A 23152-nucleotide genomic window follows, 5' to 3' on the forward strand; every position below is an offset into this window, starting at 1 on the left:
TAATCTATTACAAGCTGTAGAATATATCATTCTACAGCTTTTTTTATTGCATTCATACGGGACAAATCGCATGACATAAGGTAATAATGTATGCCTAAAAAGTAAGGAGGATTAAAATGAGTAACCTTCCAGCACATGCAAAACTAAAAGCAAATAAAGATACTTTCTTCCTCCCCGACTCAAACGGGGGTGTCTATTTTCGAAATAACGCCAGTTCATTTCGTATGGACGGTGACGGAATTTATAACTGGATTGAAAAATTAATGCCAATGTTTAACGGTAATTATTCTTTAGCAGAAATAACGGATGGTCTCCCTCTCCCCTATCAAAATCGTGTATTTGAAATTGGAGAGATTTTATATACAAATGGGTTTGTCCGTGATGTAAGTCAAGATGCACCTCATGAATTAAACAGTGCATTACTTGATAGATATGCTTCGCAAATTGAATTTCTAGAAGCAGATTCTCATTCAGGCGCTTTAAAATTCGAAACGTACCGCAATGCAAATGTACTTATAATCGGCTCTGGAGATATGCTTACTTCCTTAGTTTCTTCTTTATTAGAATCCGGATTACCTACCTTTCATTACCTTGTGACAGATTATGAAGAAACGAATTACGACCGTATTCACGAGCTAGTAGAACTTGCGCATGAAGTAGATGATGCTGTACTTGTTCAAGAAATAGATACAACAATTGATCGTCCCCTGCATGAAGTGTTCGAGCCTTTCGACTGGATTTTATACGTTTCGCAAAATGGAGATATCGAAGGACTAAGAGCAGCTCACACGATTTGCAAGGAAGTAGGAAAGAACTTCATACCAGCCGTTTGTTTATCAACACTTGGTATAGCTGGTCCTGTCGTAATGGCTAATCGTGAAGAATGCTGGGAATCCGCATGGCATCGGCTACATGAAACGACTTTACAAAATGAAAATTCATCAGCCGCCTTCTCTCCTATTACATCTGCAATGCTAGCAAATATAATCGTTTTTGAATTATTTAAGCACGTTGCTAATGATTCTTACCGAGAAAAAGAACCTCAATTCTTTTTATTAAATTATGAAACACTCGAAGGAGCATGGCATCCTTTTATAAAACATCCTCTCGCCACTGATGAAAGTTTTACAATTGATACGATAGAAAACCTTTCTGAACAACTTGAGCATCGGTCTAACCAACATACCTCAACTGATTTATTCCGTTTTTTCGATTCATTAACTTCTAAAGAAACTGGTATATTCCATGTATGGGATGAACAAGATTTATATCAATTACCATTATCACAATGCAATATTCAAGTAGCTACACCGCTATCAGATGGTCCAACTTCCCTCCTTCCTCTTATGACTTGCGCTGGTTTGACTCATAACGAAGCGCGCCGAGAAGCTGGTTTAACAGGAATTGAAACCTATGTAACAGAAATTATGCACCGCCTTATCCCTGAACATAACGATATCGGTATTGGCGCTGGAGAAACGATGACAGAGGGTGTATACCGGGCACTACAACAACATTTAAATCACAAATTGTATGAACGACAAGCACATATGCTAGAAGAAATTACGACGGTCGACTTAACGGACATTTATGATAAACATTGTAGATTTTATTACGATGCCCTCGCTACCATTCATGAAACACCTAAAATCGCAATGGGTGAAGAGATTCTCAGCTTTCCAGTCGTTTGGGTTGGTATACATGATCGATGGTATGGTGCATCTAATATTAATATGACGTTAGCGTTACGAAACGCACTACAACTATCGCTTCTTCATATTCAAAATGAAGAAACTCCTTACAGAGCTAATATCTTGCCGGAATCCTCTATTATTTTATATGACACGGATTCTTTTAGGTTAGAAATACAAGCAGAAGAAGAAATTCCAAGTACGCAATCTGTACAGCTTGCCCTGCAACATTTAGAAGAACATCATTTTTATCCATTCGTGTTTGATTTAGCGATTGAATCATTTTTGAAAGAAAACTTAGATGGTGTGTACGGGGTATTAATTGCAAAGGAGGACGGTCTATGACTCAAAATATATTACTTATAGGGGATGGCATTCTTGCAGACTATGTACATGATCGATTATGCAAACAATATTCCATCATTCGCCAACATACAATTGCAGACGAACTCCCTGAAAATATCGACCTCGCTCTCGTATTACACGACGGCTCTCCTTCTACTATTCATCATGACGCTGAGCTAATTTTCCGTTCAAATCATATTCCGTGGCTACGTGGTTTTACTTCATTTGGTGAAGGTATTATCGGTCCTTATATTCATCCTCTTGCAGCAGGATGTACTCATTGTGCCGATGGACGACGCTTTATCGCTGGATTTGATCAAAAAGAGATGTGGGAGCTACAACGAAAATATGCGGTAAAAGAAGAAAACGTAACAAGGCGTGATGTACGTGCCACCCAAAATGGCATTCTGCAAATGTGCCATCTTATTTGCGCAGAAACAGAGAAAATATTAACTCATACTCATTCTTCTTTAGAAAATGAACTCATTTTACTAAACTTACAAACACTGCAATGTACGCGGCATTCTTTTCTTCCAGATCCGCTCTGTCCTGTATGTAGTAATTTGCCTGATGACACGGCAGATGCAGCAGCGATTTCATTACAACCGAGCTTAAAAACAAGTGATGCAACATATCGCTGTCGTTCCATTCATGAACTAAACACATTTTTAACGAAGGACTATTTAGATTACCGAGTCGGTATGTTGAACGGAAAAATGCAGCATTCTTTATTACCATTTGCTGACGTTATTATAAACATGCCATTAATGTTTGGAAATGAAGGGGTTGCAGGCCGAACTCTTTCATTTGCAATAAGTGAAGCAACTGCTATTTTAGAAGGTTTAGAGCGATATTGTGGTATGTCACCTCGAGGGAAAAAGACAAATGTGCATGCTAGTTTTCATGATGTAGAGGATCATGCACTAAATCCCCTTACGCTCGGTGTACATACAAATGAACACTATAATCGTGATGGTTTTCCATTTAAACCGTTTGACCCTGACTATGAACAAAACTGGGTATGGGGATATTCATTGTCACAAAACCGTCCAATTTTAGTTCCTGAATCAATCGCTTATTATAGCCTCGGTCATCGAGATGCTTACGTATATGAAACATCAAATGGATGTGCCATTGGTGGTAGTTTAGAAGAAGCAATTTTTCACGGTATTTTAGAAGTTGTAGAGCGTGACGCCTTTTTGCTCACTTGGTATGCCGAATTACCTCTTCCCCGCCTTGATCTTAGTTCAGCAAATGATACGGAATTACAATTAATGATTCAGCGGCTGTACACGATTACCGGTTATGAATTGCATGCTTTTAACGCAACGATGGAACACGGCATCCCAAGCTTATGGGTAATCGCGAAAAATACGCGTGAAAATGGAATGAACGTTGTTTGTGCTGGAGGCTCTCATTTGGACCCAGTCCGTGCTTTAAAGAGTGCCATCCATGAAATAGCCGGCATGTTACTTATAACAGACGATGAACTCGAACAAAAAAGAGAGCACTACGAAAATTGCTTACAAGACCCTTATCTCGTAAATAAAATGGAAGACCATAGTATGCTGTACGGATTGAAAGAAGCAGAAGAACGTCTTCACTTCCTTTTACGTGACGATGCTCCGGTGCAATCGTTCCAAGAAATGAACGGATTACAATCATTTGATCTCGATTTAACATCCGATCTTCATCAACTTTTAAACCGTCTAGGGCAAACCGGACTTGAAGTAATCGTTGTAGATCAAACAGTGCCTCTTATAGAAAAAAACGGATTGCATTGTGTAAAAGTCATTATTCCAGGCATGCTACCGATGACGTTCGGTCACCATCTCACTCGGATTACAGGACTGGATAGAGTGTATACTGTACCGATGACGCTTGGATATACCGCTGAGCCTTTAATGAATGAACAATTAAATCCACATCCGCATCCGTTTCCATAGTAAAGGAGGGATTCTATGCAGCTGGATACTTTTTTACATCATCTCCATTTTTCTATAGAAGAAATTATGCCGAATCATGAAGTGGACTGGGAAGATGCACCGCTTCCTTATAAACTATATCGAAATGTACCTATCATTCCTCTCTCTTTAGAAATCCCATTCTCTTTACCTAACTCTTCTACTACACCTACTTTGAAAGAGATTGGTCATTACCTTTGGTGTTCATTTGGTTTAACCCAGTTATGTCAGCTAAATAGCGAGAAAATTTTATTTCGAAGATCTATCCCTTCCGGCGGCGCTTTGTATCCAAATGAATTGTATATATATTTAAAAATTGACGATTATCCAGACGGCATTTACCATTACGACGCCGCGCATCACCGACTTATTTTACTTCGCGAAGGAAATTTCGATTCTTACCTTACAGAAGCACTCGGCAATCGTTGTAACATACAATCTTGTTTTGGTGCTGCATTCGTATCCACTATGTTTTGGAAAAACTACTTTAAATACAATAACTTTTCGTATCGGCTTCAAGGGTTAGATAGCGGTGTTCTCATCGGCCAATTACTGGAATGTGCCAAACAATTTGGTTACACAAATGGTGTATATTTTCAGTTTCTAGACCGTGCAATCAATCATTTACTCGGACTGTCAGAAGGAGAAGAAAGCGTGTATGCTGTCGTTCCTTTCAGTACAGAACCGCAATCTAATTGGTTTCACAATGATTACCGTGAACATAAAACAATTACTTCTCATGAGCTATTACAACAAATTCCGCCTTTAGCACATGAACATTTCGTTCGCTCAAAACATGTAAATGAGTATCCGATGATAACAAAAATAAATGCAGCTTCTATGATCGAATCGACAGCACAGTTCCAAACACTAGCTCATGAAGAGCACTATCAACATCATGTGCACGCTGTACAACTGCCGAAAGTAGAGCGTTTATCTTATGATTTCTTACAACTTTGCCGAAAACGGTATTCCCCTGATGCTGACTTTATTTTAACAAAATGGGATGCAGCCGAGCTCGCTACTTTACTACAAGAAGCGAGCCTCTCCTTCCCTTATTACAATGACATTGATGGTCAGTATGTAAATGAAAATGTGCGCGTCTCATTATATGGATGTTTCTATAATGTAAAAGATATAGAAAACGGCGCTTACACTTATAACAGTAAAACACATTCCATACAATCACTTCGATATGGGGACCTTCGTTATCCCCTTCAATCTAGTATGACGATGGATAACGTAAACCTTTTTCAAGTACCACTTTGCTTACATGTAGTCGGAAAGAAAGATTACTATACAAATGCATTAGGCTATAGAGGGTACCGTATTCATCAAATGGAGGCAGGTATACTCGTTCACAAACTCGTTTTTGCAGCGACCGCAATGGGGATGGGCGGGCATCCTTTACTTAGTTTTGATACAAATTCATGTGATCAGTTGTACGGAATAGATGCTGGGAATGAAACGTCACTTATTCAAATTCCTGTTGGAGCTTATCGGGCGCGGAATTGGTTAAAAGGGGATTTGCGTATTTAGAAGCACGCCGCTCATCGGCGTGCTTTTTTTAAAGGACTTACTTAATAAAAAGAGAAGTGAGTATATATTCTTACATAAAAGGAGAGTTTAACTTGAGCATTTTACAACGATTAATCCAGCAAGCAAAAAATCCTCGGGGGACAATTGGTTCTTCCATGCTTTGTATTATGAACAGTGCACATACGAGACTAACCAATTGGGCATTACAAAAAGTATATATAAAGAAAGAGGCAATTATATTAGATATCGGTTGTGGCGGCGGTAAAACGATACACACTCTTTCAAAACGAACTCCACTTGGAAAAATATACGGGATTGATTACTCCTATCAAGCTGTAAAAAATTCGATACAGACGAATATAAAGGATGTTCAAAAACAAAAAGTCATTGTTCAACAAGCAAGCGTTTCTTCTATTCCCTATCATACGAACTTCTTCGATCTCATTACCGCTTTTCAAACACACTACTTCTGGCCTGATGTGGAACAAGATATAAAAGAAGTATTTCGCGTCTTGCAACCGAAAGGATCCTTTTTATTAGTGGCTGAAACTTTCAAAATTCAATATCATATGGAGAAATGCAAAACGAATGAAGAATTAGTAAACCTATTTTATAAAACAGGATTTACAAGCGTGAAATGTTATGAAGAAAGAGGATACCTTTGTGTAATAGGGACCAAGTAAAAAAACAGACCCTTTGAGGTCTGCTTTTTTACTAGATTAATTTAAAAATACTCTTTATTTGTCTCGCAAATAACCAGTTTTTCGTACCGTAGTTATCATTTAAACTATCTAAATTGATAGTTTGTCCGTTAGAAAACTTTAATTCTAACGTTGTATTTTTGTCATTTGTTTTTAAATTACTATTTGTAATAGCATCATACTTTAATTTTTCAATTTCAACATATTCGTCTTTTTCTTGTCCGATCACGACATGGTCTTGGAAGAAGAAAAATACTTCTACTTTCTTACCGAAACAAAATACGTTTTTCGTATAAATTAATGTCGCGTTATCAAGTCCAACGCATACTTCTTTCATCTCTTCAATAACGTGTCCAAAGTCTTCTTCCTGTCTTGCGTTTGATTCAGCAATCCATTCTTCGATTGTTTTCATGTTAATTGCCATACTGTGCCCCCTGGTTCGTTCATTGCTTTGTTAAAAAATAAATACTATATGACAATATAAGCGATACGTACTATGTTTTCAAGGGTGAACGGTATATTCAAAATAAAGTTAAATTTCAAAGTAATATACAAGTAGAATCCATTTCATTATATTTTAAACGTTCGCACGAGACATTCTTCCTCATCGATTAACTGTATTTTCTCATCAAATTCGATGTTTAGTTCCCTATATACTTTCTTCCAAAAAGAAACGGCTGGTACATTTTTCACAAGTTCGATAACGAAATATTGTCCTCGTTTCTCTTTTAGCAAACTCTCAATAACTTGTTTACCGATTCCTTTTCCTTTGTACTGATTCAATATGAAAATGTCATTTATACCAAAATCGTTTTCCTTCTTCAAAAACGGACGTTCCAGTAGTAATAAAAATCCTACAATCTCATTATCACTTTTAATAAAATACGGAGTGATTCCATCATTTCCCCAAAACATATGTAAATCTTCGTATTCAAAAAATCCATTTGCTTCAATTGTTATATTGGGTGTGAACTTAGAGAGGTCATGCAGATATAGTGCATATAAATTACGCAATATTTCTTTTTCTGATTCTTGAACAGTTTGAAGTGTTACAAACATTTTTAATAATCCCCTTCCCTATATGTAACTATTTCCCAACCCTCTTCATTCGACAAAAATGATGATTACCTTTTAACGAAAAAAATAGCACTTAAAAAGTGCTATTCCGCTCGTCTTGCCGCTTGCTGAATTGGATCCCAAACGCTGTTATATGGTGGTGCATAACTTAAGTCCACATCTTCTAAATCGTGAATGCTCATTTTATTGAAGAGTGCCATTGCGATCACATCAATCCGTTTATCTACACCTTCTTCTCCAATTACTTGTCCACCTAATAATTGTTTCGTGTCAGAACGGTATAGTAATTTCAAGTAAAGTGGTTTCGCATTTGGATAATAGCCCGCCATATTTGTGGAATCTACTTTGACTGTTTTATACGGGATATGTAATCCTTTTGCTTCCTTTTCATTTAAGCCTGTTCTTGCGAGCGTCAAATTCATAAATTTAATAATGCCTGTACCCAACGTTCCTTTAAAAGCTCTTCGTTTATCCAGCATATTCAGTCCAGCAAGTCGCCCTTGTTTATTTGCAGTTGTTCCAATTGGAATATGATCATGAATTTCTTTTATAACGTGATAATGTGTCGCACAATCACCAGCTGCATATACGTCTTGCACATTCGTTTGCATATATGCATTTACCTCGATTGCCCCTTTATGATTTGTACGTATATTCGTTCCTTCAAGAAAATCAGTATTCGGCTTCACTCCGACAGATACTAGAACAAGATCCGCTTTATACGTACCTTTATCCGTTTCAACTGCTTCTACTCGTTCATTCCCTTTAAACGCTTTTACATTTTCATTCGTTAAAATTTCAATATGATGTTTATCTGCTTCTTTATGTATATATTCCGCCATATCTGCATCGTAAATTGTACCGATATGATCATTTCTCTCAATCATTCTTACTTTCTTACCGAGTTCGACGAATGTTTCTGCCATTTCCAGCCCAATTGCACCGCCGCCAATAATGGTTACATCTTCAACTTTATTCGTTTCTAGCGTTTTTAATATGCGCTCAGCATCCGGAATTGTTTTTAAAAGATGAACGCCTTGTAAATCTCGCCCTTCCCATTCTGGCATAACAGGACGCACGCCAGTCGCAATTAATAAACGATCATACGAAAATTCAAAGACATCTTTCGTCTTCGTATGCTCTGCGTATACCATTTTCTTTTCCGTATCTACTTTCGTTACTTCATGTCGTACTTTCGCATCAATTCCGTATTTATCACGAAACATCTTTACATTACGCGCGATTAACTTTTCCGTTGAAGCGATAGCACCACTAATGACATATGGTAACCCACACTGCGCGTACGAATAAATTTCACCTTTTTCTAACGTCACAACATTTGCATTTTCATCGTTTCTAACAATTTGCATCGCTGCACTCATACCAGCTGCATCTCCGCCAATAATGACATAGTTCACTTTACCACTCCTTCTTTTTTACATACTCTTTACGTTTTCCATATTTTATAGAAATAACACCTACTTCTATTGTAAAGAAAGAGAATTTCATCTTCAAATTTAGTGCACAAACCTATGCCTAAATAGGTAACCGTCGTGCCTTATAAACAACATGTTTAATATGCTATAACAGTAACAATTGAAAGTAGGTGAAACATACATGTGCGCCGGCCTTCTCGCCCAGCTTCCAGATGAACCGCAAGAACCAAAAGAACCGAAACCCGCCGTCTCACTTGACCAAGAATTTTCCATTAATGCAACAATATATAGCGCTCGTGCTTGGTTATCTAACGATGATACATTTGCGCAAGATATTTGGAAAGCTACCCAATTCGCTTCAGCATCACATGCTGGCAAGTCCATCTTTCCAGTCGGTTCTGTTAAAATTATAAACTTCTCTGATGATACAATTACTGTTATTGCTTCACCAGAATCAGATCATTCGCTCAAAATAGTCGTACCACCCCATTCCGAGGCAGCCCTAACGTCTGGTCCTTTATCACATATACAAGCTAGTACATCAGGAGGATCCAGTAAAGTCACATTTCTCTTTCACATCTTTTTCTCAAGGGATCCTGGTTCAGATAAATAACGATAAAAAGGTACAGCTGTGCACTGTACCTTTTTATCGTGTTTATTCTCTTGATTTAATGAGTTCAACATTATAAGATTCAATATCCGTTAGCTCTCCTGTATAATACTTGTTTTCTCTATACCAAGACTGCTTTGAAAAATATGTCCATGCCTTGCGTATATTTCGTTTCTCTCTATTTTCAATTGTTCTTTCGATAAGTATGTTAAGTCCCCACTCGTTAATTTTCGGATATCACTATCAGGAAAGATGAAGCCATTATATACATACTGAGGTTTTGACAAAATTGAACACCGTCTTCAAAATGAGTGCCACACTTTGTACATACATTCATCCACCTTTTCGTTAGAAGCCAGTGAATCCCTGTGTAAAGGTTTGAATTATCGTGCTAATGTAAGACCACAGTACAATGAATGTTGCAATTCCAATTAAAACATTTGCGATAAGAAGTGTATAAATAGGGTCTAATCCGCCGTTATCTAGCTTTACTATAGCGACAATTATGCTAATTGACATATACGTTGTAGCCAGCCCTAATAAGATTGGTAAGAAAAAGATTAATAAAAAGCTAAACAGAAAAGAAAGAACTAATATAGCAATAGCTGGCGTCGCTATCGTTCCCCACACACCGAATACTTCAAGAAATGAAAATGAAGATTTCATCATCTTTCCACTTACAAAAATAAGAAATCCGACAAATAAAGTTAAAATTAGTAAAAATAAAAAGACCGTTACAGAGTCCCAAAAGAAATTAGGAGTCGTTATATCTGGTGCAAATGTTCTCGTAACAGCAGCTGCTGTGCTCATCATTCTATAAAAAATACATGCTCCTAAAAAACAAATAAGAACAAGACTTACAATTCCATTTCGTACTTCAATCTTGCCGCTTTTCATAATCGCTGTCGGTGCTTTGAAAGCATGTTTAAAAAACTGAAAATATCCACTCGCAAATCGCTTCGCTTGCTCTACCGTTTCATTTGTTCGAGTTTTCTTTGCTAAAGCTACGCGTTCCTGTTGCTCACCTTCACTCGCTACGGCTTCCTCCGTTAACGAATGTCCACAATTCCCGCAAAACTTTGCCTCTGCTCTATTTTCTGTATGACACACCAGACATTTCATTCTCGCATTCCCCCCCTTAAGCAGATACCGTATAGGGTGTTACAAATTCAATATATGACTTTGTACATAAAACATGACTACAAGAAAAAGATTCTGAAATCCTCCTTCCGAAAGAAAATATATGTGCTAGCAATCTTGAAAAAAAATGCTATTATGAAACAGAATAAATAATATTTTTAACAGATTGGATGAAAAACAATGGAATTGGTAAACTCAATTTTTCAAATACTCCTTACAAGCGTAATCCAATTATTTTCTTTAATTGGCGTTATCATTGTAATCGGATTTCTATTAGGCTATTTAGAATCACTAACACGGATGTATTGGTCGAGAGCATTTGGAAGAAAAGGATTCCTTTTGACTGCTTGGATTGGTGTTCCTATTCATGAACTTGGACATGCCATTATGTGCGTACTATTTCGTCATAAAATTGTAGCAACGCAGTTTTTCCCAACAGATACAAGCCAGGGCGCTTTAGGCTACGTACAACATCAATACAATCATAAAAGTGTATATCAACGAATTGGAAACTTCTTTATCGGCATCGGGCCTATTATTTCTGGTATTACCGCACTAATCCTTTTAATGCGCTATTTCGTACCAAATTCATATTTTTTATTTCATACAACTCTCGAAAAAACAATCACTTCTACTTCTATTAATGTAGAAATGGTTCAAAACATGCTCTTGTCGACGTTCGTATTATTGAAAAGTTTATTTACAATAAATAATGTATTGAATCCTTCCTTTTGGCTATTTTTATTTATCGCCATTTGTATTTCTGCACATATCGCTTTAAGCAAACCAGATATTCAAGGATCAATAGACGGTGTTATCGTCATGTTTATCGTGTTATTTTTATTCAACATCATAGCGGGATTGTTTCAGTATGATAGCAACCAACTAATTGGAAAAGTGATGAAGTATAATATGTACCTCATTGCGTTTTCTAGTGTAGCACTGCTGTTCTCTTGTATTTCTACACTTGTTAGTTTTGGGTTTTATAAAATAAGAGGAGGGCGTTCTTTTTGAACGCCCTCTTCTTCTCAATTATTCCTCTTATAATCACAATGCTCAACCGGCACACGAGCATGTCCCTCTTCATCGGTACACCATGACTGTGACTGGAAGGCAAGGAATATACCGATCCATTTTTCTTCCTTTTCAAAGTGAATGAGTATTCCTCCGTCTTGCCATATACCATTATCACCTTTCCATTTTTCTACATTCCCTTGATTCATGTGAATATCATGTATCCCGTTTCCTGGTTCGAAATGAAAGTAAGAATCGGGTGTATTTTCTTCTGGTCCCCATCTTTCACCGAACGCGTAAATAATTGCTTTTTCTTCTATTGCTTGTTTTATATAACGTTCTATTTTTTCATTTAAATCATTATCCACTCCTGCTTTTTCAGCAGGTAAAGGAATCATTTGCTTGGAATCAAATAAATTACCTCTTACGTAGTCTAAAGCTACTTTCGGTTCATTGTTTTTTATTTCTGTAAAACCAAATGGTAATGTTGGTAAAATATGAATCGCTTCTGACCGAATATTGTCGCTTGCAAAATATAAAACTTCTGACGGATAACTTTGCGACTTTACATTAATTGCAATAAGATAATCTACTTCTGCTTCACCTTGTAAATGAACTTGATAATGAGGAGTTTTCCCTTTTCCGATTTTAGATTGTATAACTGTACCTTTTAACACGCCGTAGTTTTTTAGGGGCATACATTTCATCTCCTATTCATTTAATAGAAGCTATTCATGTTTAAAACATTATCCACTCATAACAAAAATCCTCCTATGTCAGGAGGATTTTTAATTTCTCAACATATACCAAACAACAACCTCTACCACTATAAGCAACACCGCACCAAAAATCATTAACGTCGTCTTCTTTAATAGTTCATTTTCACGATACGGAATGTTACATAAATACGCACCTAGTGTAATCCGTGACGGGCAAGCGATCGTCGCTACTGATGATGCGGTGTTTTGCAATGTTGTGACGTATTGCCACGGGAGTGCTACATTTTGCGCCGTTTGCATTTGTAGTTTTATGAACATCGCATTTGAGCCTGCATTACTACCTGTTAAAAAGCCACCGATACCACCGATAAACGGAGCAACGAAAACGAAAAATGTTCCAAATGTTTCACCAGCCGTTTTTGCAAGTAATGAATGCATGCCAGATGCACCCATTAATTCTGAAATGGCGATAAACATTGTCGTCGTAATCGCAAAAGGAATCCATTGTTTGATCGTTTGTGAGAGTGATTGTTTAATAATATTAGACGGGATGCGGAAGAAAATAATAGTAAATAAGCAAGTCATACCGAGCCAAAATCCTGGTGAATATAGTAACTCTAGTTTGTAAGAGTATGATTTCAAATCAAGAACCGCATATGATCTGAACAAATCATGTAATGCTGGAACGAGGCGAGAAAGTAAAATACAAACTGTTAGAAATATATAAGGGCTAATAATTTTTATAATAGATACTTCTCTCTCTGTTGCCGCAGCATGTTCTGTTATTAGATTTTGTTCGTTTTTGCCCTTTAATTTAATGATAAGAAAGCCAAATGTAATGGTAACGATAGAACTTAATATACCTGCTAGTTCCACGCTTACGTATGCGTTAGAAAGATAGATTCCGAGAGAAAATAATAGAAAGAAACCGAATCCTTCCTTCCACTTTTCAATAACCGCTTGCCAGCCGCCAACAACGTGTAAAGAAAGAATGACGAAATAAGCAAACATCGGGATACTTAATAGCGCTGTATTTGTACCGAGTGTTGTAAGCGGCATATTGATGAGCTGGGAACCGATAATCGTACCAGTTGCCATTGCGCCCCATGAACTAGCTAGTAAGCCGATAAAAGAGAGCAGTACAGCTTGAAACGGTTTATAACCTAATGAAAGAAAAATAGGTGCTGCAACCATAAAACCAATTCCGAATCCACTTACCGATTCAATTAGTGGGCAAATACCAAAGCACATAAGAAGCATTTGTAATAAACGATCTTGCGTCACTTCTTCTAAAAAACGCGCTACTTGGTCGATGTACCCCATTTTGTTCATGAGGTGAAATAAAAAAATACCGAAAAATAAAACGTACCCAACAATAAAACAAATTAACCATCCTTTAATCGTTGCGTGCACAGTTTCACTTATCCCTAATTGAAACGTTGGCGAGAGTAAAACGATTCCAACACATACCGCATAAGAAATTAACGAGGATCTTAATGACGTTTGTTTCAATAAAAATAAACAAATGAAAATCATCATAATTGGGATAAGTGCCAACAATATGGCCATGTTATCATCTCATTTCGTTTAAAATACAATTTTCAACTATTATATAACAGATTCACAAAAGAAGACGAGTGATTAAACATATTATAATGAAAGAGATTATTTATTATGTATCCCCTGTTAAAAGAACATATATTAGTTTTTGAGACAAAGAAGTAACTCACAGCAAAAGGGTTATTGAGGTCAGTTGACCGAGTACAAAAATTTCAGGAAGGAAGATTTGTGTATAAGAGTTAATACCAGAATATAGGAAAAGGTACATATGGGTAGATAAAGAAGGTATTTTTGCGATAATGCATTAAGTATTTGGATTATACAGAGGCCAGTAGGAACACATAGAAAACATACTGTTATGCATTAAAGTAATATTTCTTATATATATACAAGAAACTAGGAAAGATCTCAAACGTATGAGACTAGAAGAGTTTGTAAGTTGGTTGCAACGTCCCTATAAAAACACAATTGAATAATTTATTACTACAGCTATTCATGAAAAAGTTAGGTGTTATAGTATAAGGGTACCGAAAAAGCCCATTTTATAAGAAAAAAGAGACTTTTGATAAAAATTCTTGTTTTTTTAATTAATTACTTTTTCAGTCCCTCTATAGTACTTGGAACATTTTATTTTTTTGATTTCAACAAGAACGTTTCTTCATTCTTACCATTCCATTTAATGGTAACTTTTATACTCTCCTTTTTATCAGTTGCCATACATCCCTGACAATTAGATGATAAAAAAATAGTTGCCCCCTTATGAATCTCTACCTTTTTAGAAGTCTGTTCAAATTTACTGCTAATACTAATTTCTAAATTCTCAAATTTTGTATCTTTATCACCATTCTTATAATGAAAATCATAATTCCCATGTTCTTCATTCCCATCAATGTTTACTGAATATCTTCCTGCCCAATGTTGACTTTCTCCAGAAAAAACACTGTATTCTTTTGAGCAGCTTCCTAAAATGGGAATAAAAATTAATAAAAAAGCAATTAATTTTTTCAATGTTTTCCTCCTATAATCACAATTTTTTCTATGCCTATATAAGTTGTTGAAAAACAATCTTCCAATTTAATATTTAATTCTATATAGTAAAACAATCCCCTTCTATTTTAAGAGGATTGTTTTACTATATATTTGTATAATATTAAAAGTTATTTGACCAACTAAATTGCCAAGAAGAACCCCCTCGTTTAATTGTTACATATTGTCCAGCCCCTACATACGCTTGTCCAGCTCCTGATGTAATAGTTGATACTTTTGGCCATGAAGGTGCCGTGTAGTTAAATGTAAGACCTCCTGGGTAGTAATCTTGTTGCTTCATCACTGCCCCATTTACACCAACTCCAGATTGGTTTAATCTCACACGTCTGTTTGGTATAGTGTAACTACTATCTGCTATTTGCCAACCACCTTGTACACTTGAAAGAGATATCCATCCTGATGTTTCATTTATATAGAGTCTACTATAAGCTTTCAAACCACCAGTGTCATCCCATTTTTCTCTATATTTATCTGCTAAAGCGACAATACCTTTTTTAGAATCATTCTCAGCCTCTTGGATAACAGCAAGATTAGTAACAACATATGTCTTGCTTTTCGTTCCGTCTGCATAAGTTATTTCTTCGAGTAATTGAGAAGTTTGATAATCGTCAGCGTTTAATGTATTTGATGTGCTTTCGCTAATAGCAACTCCTTGTTGGATTGGGGTGATTTTCGCTTCTGATTTAAATTTTAGACTGTCTTTAAAATCTTGTTTATTGATTTTTGCTCTCTCATATAATACGTTTAAATCTGTAATTTCATCATATTTCTTAACATCTTTAATTTTAGATTCCCCAGTAGTTTTTTTAATCGCTGGAGCATCTTGTGTTTGAGCTAAGCTAGAAGTAGGAGCAATGAAACTAGTAAAACCAATTGATAAAGCTAGACTTGCATAAAACAAACCTTTAGTTTTCTTCATAGTATTCCTCCCTAATTATAATAGTTTTGCCGAAAACCCATTATATGTAATTTTTTCAAACAAAACAACAATATGTAATTAATTGGAACATAATAATTACATATACATTTATGCTACTATCTATTTAATTATTTTAAATGATAAACAATCACTTAAAAATTAACGGAATTTTTGCTTACAAAATTTGTTTTCACGTATGGAAAACAAATTTATTGTCAATCTGCATTGCAGCTATAATAGTAAATCCTATGTATATAAAAAATCCAAATTCAGTTTTAAAAATCATATCAAAATAAAATATCTTAATAACATAGGCTCCTTTTTTGAGTACACAACAATTTATCTATTATTCTCAAAAACCGTCTGCTGCCCAATTATTTTGTCTAACACAACAAACACAATATAAGCACATATGACTTGCAATACAACATTCCCAAATTTCATGAATTCAAATGAGTGGATCCATCGGAATAATTCATTTAACAATACAATCGAAACGATACTAAATAATTCTATACTAATCGAAAATATACATATTTCTAAAATAGATTGCTCTTGAATGCGATTTAAGTTGGAAAAGATGAATACATATCCTAAAAATAGAGCCATCAATTCTATTTTCGTCATGCTAATGAGCCAAGCGTATAGTGGTACAGTTAAGAGAAGATATAGTAGTTTACGTCTTAGCATGCTTTCTCACCCTCTAAATTATATGTATTTTCTGTATATTTTAACATTTATTACAGAAAACAAAAAGAAGAGACTTATGCCTCTTCTTTTTGTTTTGTTGCCTGTATGAATTCACATATTTCTTCTCGTTTTTCATTTTCTAACAGTTCAATAATTTTACTTCCAACGACAACCCCGTCACATATTGTAATCATTTCTTCTACATGTTCCTTTGTTGAAATACCGAACCCTGCCACTACCGGTAAATGCGTATGTGATTTTACTTTTTCTAAGTAACTATGAATCTCCTCTTTAAAGTTTTGACGTACGCCTGTTACGCCTGCTACTGTAACAGCGTAGACGAACCCTTCTGATTCACTCGTAATTTTCTCGATTCGCTCAATTGGGCTCGTAACGGTAACGAGTGGGATTAAAGCGATATTTGCAGTTCGGAGAAGCGGTGCAATAATGTCTTGTTCTTCATACGGTAAATCCGGAACGATAATACCGTCTACCCCTGCTTCCATACAGTTCTCGATAAATCGTTCTTTCCCGAATGCAAGTACTGGATTTAAATATGTCATGAGTACAAACGGAATTTGCACTTCTTTCCTTACCTCTATTAATGCTTGAAAAATGCCTTTTACTGTTACACCGCTATCTAGCGCTCGTTTCCCTGCTCTTTGAATCGTCGGGCCGTCTGCGACTGGATCTGAAAACGGGATGCCGATTTCAACGATGCTTGCTCCCGCTTCGTCTAGAAAACGAATTCTTTCTTTTAATTTTTCAAGGCCACCATCTCCGCCCATTACGTACGGAATAAATGCTTTCTTGCCATTTTCAAATGCTGCTTTCATTTTTTCTACTCCCATTGTTTACACCTCTTCCATATAACGTTTTATACTCTCTACATCTTTATCACCGCGGCCAGATAAACAAATGACAAGCCCCTCGTCTTTCTTCATTTGCGGCGCTAATTTTAATGCGTATGCGACAGCATGCGAGCTTTCTAACGCCGGGATAATTCCTTCTTTTTTCGTTAATAATTGAAATGCTTCTAACGCTTCATCATCAGTAATGGAATGATAAGAAACGCGGCCAATATCTTTTAGCAAGCTATGTTCTGGCCCAACACCAGGGTAATCAAGTCCCGCCGAAATAGAGTGAGCTTCTTGAATTTGTCCTTCTTCATTTTGCAGAAGATACATCATCGATCCGTGGAGAACCCCAACGCTTCCTTTCGTTAAAGTAGCTGCATGCTTTTCTGTATGAACTCCTTTTCCAGCTGCTTCTACGCCGTAAAGAGCAACTTCTTTATCGTGTACGAACGGATAAAACATTCCCATCGCATTACTACCACCACCAATACAAGCAACGACTGCTTCTGGTAACTTTCCTTCTAATGCTTCATATTGTTTTTTTGTTTCTTTCCCAATTACACTTTGGAAATCACGAACAATTTGCGGGAATGGATGTGGTCCGAGAACAGATCCCATAATGTAGTGCGTATCATGCACATGTGAAACCCAGTAGCGAAGCGCCTCGTTTACCGCATCTTTTAATGTACCGCTACCTGCTGCTACACTTTCTACTTTCGCTCCGAGTAATTCCATTCGGAACACATTTAATTTTTGACGTCTTACATCTTCTTCTCCCATAAAAATGACGCATTCTAAACCGAGAAGGGCACATACAGTAGCTGTTGCGACTCCGTGTTGTCCAGCTCCTGTTTCAGCGACAACTTTTTTCTTTCCCATTCGCACCGCAAGAAGTGCCTGACCAATTGTATTGTTAATTTTATGAGCTCCTGTATGGTTCAAATCTTCACGTTTTAAATAAATCTTTGCACCTCCGCAATACTCCGTCATATTCTCAGCGAAATAAAGCGGTGTTTCTCTTCCGACATACGTTTTTAAATAATGATTTAATTCCTTTTGAAACTCTTCATCTTCCATTGCCTCTTTATATGCTTCTTCTAGTTCTAATACAGATTGCATTAACGTTTCTGGAACGTATCGTCCTCCGTATATACCGTAGTGACCTTTTTCATCTGGATATGCGTAGTTCATTTAGAACACTCCTTCGCTTTTATAATAAATTGTTTTATTTTCTCTACATCTTTCTTTCCTTCTGTCTCTACTCCGCTGCTCACATCGACCATATATGGCCGAACAGTTCGAATTGCTTCTTCTATATTAAGAGTGTTTAATCCACCAGCTAATATCGTTTTCTCTCGTAATTCTTTTGGCATATGCGCAAGTAACTCCCAAGAAAATGTCTTTCCATTTCCTCCGTGAAACTTTTCTTTCGGACTATCAAACAATATATAATCCGTTTCATATGCTTGAGCATTTTTCATATCGGCCTCTGAAGTTACTCCGAGTGCTTTTATAGACGGAATATTCAATCTTCTAATCTGATGATTATCTTCGTCCCCATGTAGTTGCACATGTGTTAACCCGCAATTCTCTGTAATTTTCTGGATTACTTCTACTGATTCATTTACGAAAACACCGATTTTTAACACGTTGGCTGGAAGTTCCTGAATGATTTCTTTCGCTAGCCCTGGAGTAATTTTTCTCTTACTTTCTGCAAAAACAAATCCGAGTGCATCAGCTCCGTATTCGCAAGCACGTTTTGCTGTTTCCATATCAGTGATCCCGCAAATTTTCACTTTCATATGTTCACCTTACAATCTTCAAAAAAGGTATGAATAGAAGACGATGTCATAAGCGCTTCTCCAACTAGTACACCTTTTGCCCCAGCTCGTTTAACGCGAATCATGTCTTCTTTTGAATGAACCCCGCTCTCACTAATCCAAAGTAATTTCTCCTCATTTAATCGTTTTCCAAGCTTTTCTGTTTGACTTAAATCGACTTTGAATGTTTTTAAATTACGGTTGTTAATACCGATAACGTGCGGATTTAATTGAATTGCAATTTCTAATTCCTGTTCATCATGAACTTCAACAATCGCTTCTAACCCTTTTTCTAGTACGTAGCTATACAACTCTTTTAATTTCTCTTTCGTTAACGCCGCTACGATTAGTAAAATAATATCTGCACCAGCTTCATACGCTCTATCAATTTGAATCTTATCGATTATGAAATCTTTACATAAAAGCGGAATGCTACTTTCTTCTCTTGCCGTTTGTAAATCATAAAATGATCCTTTAAAAAATTGACCGTCTGTTAAAACAGAAACTGCACCAGCGCCGCATTCTTCATATGCCTTCACTTGTTTTCGTACATCAACATGTAAATTAATATCTCCTTTTGATGGTGATGCTCGCTTTACTTCTGCAATGACAGTAAATTGCTCTAGAGCCTTTACAAGTGAGCGCGTTTTTCTTTTTTCTTTTACTGGTGTATATGTTTCATATAATGCCGCAACTTCCTTTTTCTTTTGATCTACAATTTTGTCTAAAATCGTCCCCACTTTAATTCACCCTTTCTAATTTTTCGTTACTTGCTGCAATTAATAAGTTTAGTTTCGCTAATGCTTTTCCAGAGTCAATGCTATGTGCTGCGAGTGTTATTCCTTCTTCAATCGTCTTTGCTTTTCCATTTGCGAAAAGAGCAAGCCCTGCATTGAATAAAACAGTATCACGGTAAACACTCTTCTCTCCGCTTAATACTCCGAGCGTAATCTTTGCATTTTCTTTCGAATTCCCTCCTCTAATCTCTTCGTTTTTCACTATTGAGAATCCATATTTCTCAGGTTCAATACTCGTTTCTACTATTTCATTATCTTTTAAAATGACAACATGATTTTCTCCTTGCAATGATGCTTCATCTAAAAACCCACTTCCGTTTACGACAAGTGCTTGTTTTCTTCCTAGTTTCTGTAGTACTTGCGCAACTGGTAGTAACATATCTCGTTTATAAATGCCGACAAATTGTGTTTCTAAATTCACCGGATTCGTTAACGGTCCAATTAAGTTAAAGATCGTCGGAACGTTTAATTCTTTTCTTATTTTCATAATGCGCTTTAATGCTGGATGCATCGCTGGTGCGAATAAAAATGCGATTCCGACATGCTCTAATAAATAATCAATTTCGTTTGGCGTACTACTAATATTTACACCGAGTTCTTCTAATAAATCTGCACTTCCTGTTTTACTAGAAACAGCACGATTACCATGTTTTGCAACCTTTACGTCAGCTCCTGCCAGTACAAATGCTGATGTTGTGCTAATATTAAACGTTTGGGCACCGTCACCACCTGTCCCGCAATTGTCCATCGCGCCTTGTATATGATTCGAAAACGGTAATGCCTTTTCGCGAAGAGCTCGAACGAGACCGTATATTTCTTCTGCCGTTTCACCTTTCGCTTTCAGTAAGACTAAGAAAGCTGCAATTTCACTTTCCAATATGTTTTCATTTAATAAAAGAAGCCCCGCTTTATACATTTCCTCTTCTGTTAAGTGTTGTCCCTCCACCAATTTACGAAGATAGTTATTCATACTCTTTCCTCCTCTTTCACTTCGCCTAAAAAGGCACGTATTAACTTTCCGCCTTCTTCTGTCGCGATTGATTCCGGATGAAACTGTAATCCGAAGAGCGGATAATAATTGTGACGAACTGCCATTATTTCTCCATCGTCCATCGCTGTCGCTAATATGTCAAAACACTGTGGCAAGCTCGTTTGTGCTGCAACAAGAGAATGGTAGCGCATCGCTGTTAGCGGCTGCGTCACATACGAAAAAATTGACGTTCCGTTATGTTTCACACGCGATGTTTTTCCGTGTTTAATGCGCTCTGCTCTTACAATCTCTCCTCCAAACGCTGATATAATTGCTTGATGACCAAGGCAAATACCTAATATGGGAACGTTCTTATAAAAATGATGAATCACTTCAATACAAATGCCAGCATCCTCTGGTTTTCCTGGTCCTGGCGAAAGCACAATTCCTTTTGGGTTCATTTCTTCTAATTGTTCTATCGTTATTTGATCATTTCTTACGACAACAATCTCTTCTTCGTATTCGCCTAATAGTTGATACAAGTTATATGTGAATGAATCATAATTATCGATCAGTACAATCATTTCATTACCTCCAATAGCGCTCTCGCTTTATTTAATGTTTCTTCATATTCAGCTACTGGATCTGAATCGTAAACGATACCCGCTCCTGCCTGAACGTATGCTTTTTCATCCTTTACAACCATTGTTCGAATGGCGAGCGCCATATCAAGATTCCCTGAAAAACTAACGTATCCAACTGCACCGGCGTACACATTTCTTTTTTCATTCTCTAGCTCATTTATAATTTCCATCGCCCTAATTTTCGGAGCACCTGATACCGTCCCCGCTGGTAAGCAATACGCTAATGCATCAAATCCGCTCATTCGTTTTCGTAATGTTCCGTAAACTTCAGATACAATGTGCATAACATGAGAATATTTTTCTACTTTCATATATTTATCTATCGTAACTGAGCCGATTTCACTCACCCTACCAATATCATTTCGCCCAAGATCTACAAGCATCATATGCTCCGCTCGCTCTTTCTCATTTTCTAACAGTTCTTTTTCAATCTCCGTATCTTCCTCCTTCGTTTTCCCTCTCGGTCTCGTACCGGCAATTGGATTCGTCATTACTTTATCCTCCCTTACCGATAACAAACTTTCTGGCGAAGAACCGAGTACAACATAATCTTGAAAATCGATATAAAACATATATGGTGATGGATTGGCAATTCGAAGTTTTCGATATAACGCGAATGGATCTCCAATACATTCGCTTTGCAAACGCTGAGATAATACAACTTGAAATATATCCCCGGCCCCAATATGTTCTTTCGCCGTTTCTACCATCGCGCAAAATTCTTTTTCCGTTATAGAAGAAGTGAATGATAGTGTTGATCTTATTTCGGTTACTTCAGCTTCTTCTCCCTGTAGCACTTCCTCTTTGTATACTCGCAGCCTTTCGTATACTTCTTCATAATCTGCTGAATCATCTTCCCTGCATACATATACAAACGACAACTTTTGGCGTAAGTGGTCATACACGATAAACTCACGGTATAGTAAAAGGTGTACTTCTGGAATATTCAATGGATCATATAAATCTGCTCCAATGTTTTCATATTGCCGAATGACATCATAGCCAATATATCCAACTGCTCCCCCGCAAAATGGAAAAGGACTATCTACTTGAGCGGACGCGATTATTTCTTCTAACACTTGTAGTACGTTACTTTGCAACTTTTCTGACCTGCCGTAAATCGTTCGTTCCACTTCCGTACCAACACTTTTCACTTCACCATACGGATTACACCCTAAGTAAGAATAGCGTCCTTTATCTTGATGAAGCTGTGAGCTTTCTAATAAAAATTTCTTTTTACCTTTCATACGTCTATATAAAGAAATTGGCGTAATGCTATCTCCTTCTTCTTCAGTGATTACTAAAAATGTCTTTCTCTCTCTTTTTTGTTTTATAAATTCTTCTTTCGTCATCATGTCCTTCACCTCGCCCTGAAAAATAAAAAAGTCCTCTACATATCGAAAATATGTAGAGGACGATAAATATACCGCGGTACCACCTCGTGTTGGATGCAAAAGCATCCCGCTTTGTTCAGGTACAAAATTTATACCTTATCCTTGTAACGGCGGAACCCGGGTTGCCTACTGAAAATAATTGTTCAGCATACCTCTCGTAAGCCCATTCCGTATATGACACCGCACCGGGCTCCCACCTATCCCCGGCTCTCTGTAAC

Annotated in this window: 22 protein-coding genes, 1 pseudogene and 1 other annotated feature (1 of these 24 cut by a window edge); of the genes and pseudogenes, 6 read left to right on the forward strand and 17 right to left on the reverse strand. The window is 36.8% G+C overall.

From position 1 onward, the window contains the following. The first annotated feature begins 116 nt into the window (after nucleotides 1-116). The 4 genes from PDQ40_RS16760 to PDQ40_RS16775 all read left to right on the forward strand — a co-directional run bounded on the left by PDQ40_RS16760 (nucleotide 117) and on the right by PDQ40_RS16775 (nucleotide 6222). Nucleotides 117-2036: a putative thiazole-containing bacteriocin maturation protein gene (locus PDQ40_RS16760; RefSeq protein ID WP_061185267.1), complete on the forward strand. Its 1920-nt coding sequence runs from the start codon at nucleotides 117-119 to the stop codon at nucleotides 2034-2036. After that, nucleotides 2033-3982, forward strand: a complete 1950-nt coding sequence (locus PDQ40_RS16765) for a TOMM precursor leader peptide-binding protein (RefSeq protein WP_076867769.1) — start codon at nucleotides 2033-2035, stop codon at nucleotides 3980-3982. The genes PDQ40_RS16760 and PDQ40_RS16765 overlap by 4 nt, the downstream gene beginning before the upstream one ends. A gap of 15 nt (nucleotides 3983-3997) precedes the next feature. Beyond that, on the forward strand, nucleotides 3998-5539 hold the full coding sequence (locus PDQ40_RS16770) for a SagB family peptide dehydrogenase (RefSeq protein ID WP_001175559.1): 1542 nt from the start codon (nucleotides 3998-4000) through the stop codon (nucleotides 5537-5539). Nucleotides 5540-5631: 92 nt separating this feature from the next. Continuing rightward, nucleotides 5632-6222, forward strand: a complete 591-nt coding sequence (locus PDQ40_RS16775; RefSeq protein ID WP_000025741.1) for a class I SAM-dependent methyltransferase — start codon at nucleotides 5632-5634, stop codon at nucleotides 6220-6222. Between the two features lie 31 nt (nucleotides 6223-6253). On the opposite strand, the gene PDQ40_RS16780 is transcribed toward PDQ40_RS16775, so the two are convergent. The 3 genes from PDQ40_RS16780 to PDQ40_RS16790 form a co-directional block, all read right to left on the reverse strand. Continuing rightward, entirely contained in the window at nucleotides 6254-6664 is a 411-nt protein-coding gene (locus PDQ40_RS16780; RefSeq protein WP_000996790.1) for a DUF3908 family protein, read from the reverse strand. A gap of 146 nt (nucleotides 6665-6810) precedes the next feature. After that, entirely contained in the window at nucleotides 6811-7299 is a 489-nt protein-coding gene (locus tag PDQ40_RS16785) for a GNAT family N-acetyltransferase (RefSeq protein WP_270691524.1), read from the reverse strand. 101 nt (nucleotides 7300-7400) lie between these two features. Next, nucleotides 7401-8735, reverse strand: coding sequence for an FAD-dependent oxidoreductase (locus PDQ40_RS16790; protein WP_001110201.1), 1335 nt, complete (start codon nucleotides 8733-8735; stop codon nucleotides 7401-7403). Between the two features lie 199 nt (nucleotides 8736-8934). Between PDQ40_RS16790 and PDQ40_RS16795 the strand changes: the two genes are divergently transcribed. Beyond that, nucleotides 8935-9366, forward strand: coding sequence for a hypothetical protein (locus tag PDQ40_RS16795; protein ID WP_000332406.1), 432 nt, complete (start codon nucleotides 8935-8937; stop codon nucleotides 9364-9366). A gap of 42 nt (nucleotides 9367-9408) precedes the next feature. Here PDQ40_RS16795 and PDQ40_RS16800 read toward each other — a convergent pair. Beyond that, nucleotides 9409-9635 (reverse strand): annotated as a pseudogene (locus PDQ40_RS16800) (YARHG domain-containing protein); the annotation flags it as partial. Nucleotides 9636-9711: 76 nt separating this feature from the next. Next, the gene (locus tag PDQ40_RS16805; RefSeq protein WP_270691525.1) at nucleotides 9712-10485 is read right to left on the reverse strand and encodes a zinc ribbon domain-containing protein; all 774 of its coding nucleotides are present in this window, start codon (nucleotides 10483-10485) and stop codon (nucleotides 9712-9714) included. Between the two features lie 198 nt (nucleotides 10486-10683). Here PDQ40_RS16805 and PDQ40_RS16810 point away from each other — a divergent pair, with 198 nt between their 5' ends. Next, nucleotides 10684-11517, forward strand: a complete 834-nt coding sequence (locus tag PDQ40_RS16810) for a hypothetical protein (protein WP_000424508.1) — start codon at nucleotides 10684-10686, stop codon at nucleotides 11515-11517. 14 nt (nucleotides 11518-11531) lie between these two features. On the opposite strand, the gene PDQ40_RS16815 is transcribed toward PDQ40_RS16810, so the two are convergent. From PDQ40_RS16815 to trpE, 12 genes are all read right to left on the reverse strand, one after another. Beyond that, a complete protein-coding gene (locus PDQ40_RS16815) occupies nucleotides 11532-12215 on the reverse strand; it encodes a YukJ family protein (protein WP_270691526.1) in 684 nt (227 codons plus the stop codon). Between the two features lie 90 nt (nucleotides 12216-12305). Next, nucleotides 12306-13805, reverse strand: coding sequence for an L-lactate permease (locus tag PDQ40_RS16820; RefSeq protein ID WP_270691527.1), 1500 nt, complete (start codon nucleotides 13803-13805; stop codon nucleotides 12306-12308). A 618-nt stretch (nucleotides 13806-14423) separates the two neighbouring features. Further along, nucleotides 14424-14804, reverse strand: a complete 381-nt coding sequence (locus PDQ40_RS16825) for a hypothetical protein (RefSeq protein WP_000733134.1) — start codon at nucleotides 14802-14804, stop codon at nucleotides 14424-14426. 142 nt (nucleotides 14805-14946) lie between these two features. Continuing rightward, the gene (locus tag PDQ40_RS16830) at nucleotides 14947-15762 is read right to left on the reverse strand and encodes a hypothetical protein (protein ID WP_000751438.1); all 816 of its coding nucleotides are present in this window, start codon (nucleotides 15760-15762) and stop codon (nucleotides 14947-14949) included. A 339-nt stretch (nucleotides 15763-16101) separates the two neighbouring features. Then, nucleotides 16102-16452: a DUF4029 domain-containing protein gene (locus tag PDQ40_RS16835; RefSeq protein WP_000946146.1), complete on the reverse strand. Its 351-nt coding sequence runs from the start codon at nucleotides 16450-16452 to the stop codon at nucleotides 16102-16104. 74 nt (nucleotides 16453-16526) lie between these two features. Further along, nucleotides 16527-17303 (reverse strand): tryptophan synthase subunit alpha, encoded by a 777-nt coding sequence (gene trpA / locus PDQ40_RS16840; RefSeq protein WP_270691528.1) that lies wholly within the window; start codon nucleotides 17301-17303, stop codon nucleotides 16527-16529. Between the two features lie 3 nt (nucleotides 17304-17306). Further along, the gene (gene trpB, locus PDQ40_RS16845; protein ID WP_001105010.1) at nucleotides 17307-18500 is read right to left on the reverse strand and encodes a tryptophan synthase subunit beta; all 1194 of its coding nucleotides are present in this window, start codon (nucleotides 18498-18500) and stop codon (nucleotides 17307-17309) included. Beyond that, the gene (gene trpF / locus PDQ40_RS16850) at nucleotides 18497-19111 is read right to left on the reverse strand and encodes an N-(5'phosphoribosyl)anthranilate isomerase (RefSeq protein WP_048557227.1); all 615 of its coding nucleotides are present in this window, start codon (nucleotides 19109-19111) and stop codon (nucleotides 18497-18499) included. The genes trpB and trpF overlap by 4 nt, the downstream gene beginning before the upstream one ends. After that, entirely contained in the window at nucleotides 19108-19869 is a 762-nt protein-coding gene (trpC, locus tag PDQ40_RS16855; protein ID WP_048557228.1) for an indole-3-glycerol phosphate synthase TrpC, read from the reverse strand. Before trpC ends, trpF begins: the two co-directional genes overlap by 4 nt. A gap of 1 nt (nucleotide 19870) precedes the next feature. Then, the gene (gene trpD / locus PDQ40_RS16860; RefSeq protein ID WP_001067336.1) at nucleotides 19871-20896 is read right to left on the reverse strand and encodes an anthranilate phosphoribosyltransferase; all 1026 of its coding nucleotides are present in this window, start codon (nucleotides 20894-20896) and stop codon (nucleotides 19871-19873) included. Continuing rightward, entirely contained in the window at nucleotides 20893-21480 is a 588-nt protein-coding gene (locus PDQ40_RS16865; RefSeq protein ID WP_000636349.1) for an aminodeoxychorismate/anthranilate synthase component II, read from the reverse strand. The genes trpD and PDQ40_RS16865 overlap by 4 nt, the downstream gene beginning before the upstream one ends. Further along, nucleotides 21477-22895, reverse strand: coding sequence for an anthranilate synthase component I (gene trpE, locus PDQ40_RS16870; RefSeq protein WP_270691529.1), 1419 nt, complete (start codon nucleotides 22893-22895; stop codon nucleotides 21477-21479). Before trpE ends, PDQ40_RS16865 begins: the two co-directional genes overlap by 4 nt. 52 nt (nucleotides 22896-22947) lie before the next feature. Next, nucleotides 22948-23152 (reverse strand) — a binding site (T-box leader) (it continues 40 nt past the right edge of the window).

It is taken from the genome of Bacillus cereus group sp. Bc061 (assembly GCF_027715825.1).
In the GTDB taxonomy this organism is placed as follows: domain Bacteria; phylum Bacillota; class Bacilli; order Bacillales; family Bacillaceae_G; genus Bacillus_A; species Bacillus_A paranthracis.

Bases quoted from the DNA above. Each gene is read 5' to 3' on its own strand.
- PDQ40_RS16760 (WP_061185267.1), top strand. From the start codon at position 117: ATGAGTAACCTTCCAGCACATGCAAAACTAAAAGCAAATAAAGATACT.
- PDQ40_RS16765 (WP_076867769.1), top strand. From the start codon at position 2,033: ATGACTCAAAATATATTACTTATAGGGGATGGCATTCTTGCAGACTAT.
- PDQ40_RS16770 (WP_001175559.1), top strand. From the start codon at position 3,998: ATGCAGCTGGATACTTTTTTACATCATCTCCATTTTTCTATAGAAGAA.
- PDQ40_RS16780 (WP_000996790.1), bottom strand. From the start codon at position 6,664: ATGGCAATTAACATGAAAACAATCGAAGAATGGATTGCTGAATCAAAC.
- PDQ40_RS16785 (WP_270691524.1), bottom strand. From the start codon at position 7,299: ATGTTTGTAACACTTCAAACTGTTCAAGAATCAGAAAAAGAAATATTG.
- PDQ40_RS16795 (WP_000332406.1), top strand. From the start codon at position 8,935: ATGTGCGCCGGCCTTCTCGCCCAGCTTCCAGATGAACCGCAAGAACCA.
- PDQ40_RS16805 (WP_270691525.1), bottom strand. From the start codon at position 10,485: ATGAAATGTCTGGTGTGTCATACAGAAAATAGAGCAGAGGCAAAGTTT.
- PDQ40_RS16810 (WP_000424508.1), top strand. From the start codon at position 10,684: ATGGAATTGGTAAACTCAATTTTTCAAATACTCCTTACAAGCGTAATC.
- PDQ40_RS16815 (WP_270691526.1), bottom strand. From the start codon at position 12,215: ATGCCCCTAAAAAACTACGGCGTGTTAAAAGGTACAGTTATACAATCT.
- PDQ40_RS16820 (WP_270691527.1), bottom strand. From the start codon at position 13,805: ATGGCCATATTGTTGGCACTTATCCCAATTATGATGATTTTCATTTGT.
- PDQ40_RS16830 (WP_000751438.1), bottom strand. From the start codon at position 15,762: ATGAAGAAAACTAAAGGTTTGTTTTATGCAAGTCTAGCTTTATCAATT.
- PDQ40_RS16835 (WP_000946146.1), bottom strand. From the start codon at position 16,452: ATGCTAAGACGTAAACTACTATATCTTCTCTTAACTGTACCACTATAC.
- trpA (WP_270691528.1), bottom strand. From the start codon at position 17,303: ATGGGAGTAGAAAAAATGAAAGCAGCATTTGAAAATGGCAAGAAAGCA.
- trpB (WP_001105010.1), bottom strand. From the start codon at position 18,500: ATGAACTACGCATATCCAGATGAAAAAGGTCACTACGGTATATACGGA.
- trpF (WP_048557227.1), bottom strand. From the start codon at position 19,111: ATGAAAGTGAAAATTTGCGGGATCACTGATATGGAAACAGCAAAACGT.
- trpD (WP_001067336.1), bottom strand. From the start codon at position 20,896: ATGAATAACTATCTTCGTAAATTGGTGGAGGGACAACACTTAACAGAA.
- PDQ40_RS16865 (WP_000636349.1), bottom strand. From the start codon at position 21,480: ATGATTGTACTGATCGATAATTATGATTCATTCACATATAACTTGTAT.
- trpE (WP_270691529.1), bottom strand. From the start codon at position 22,895: ATGATGACGAAAGAAGAATTTATAAAACAAAAAAGAGAGAGAAAGACA.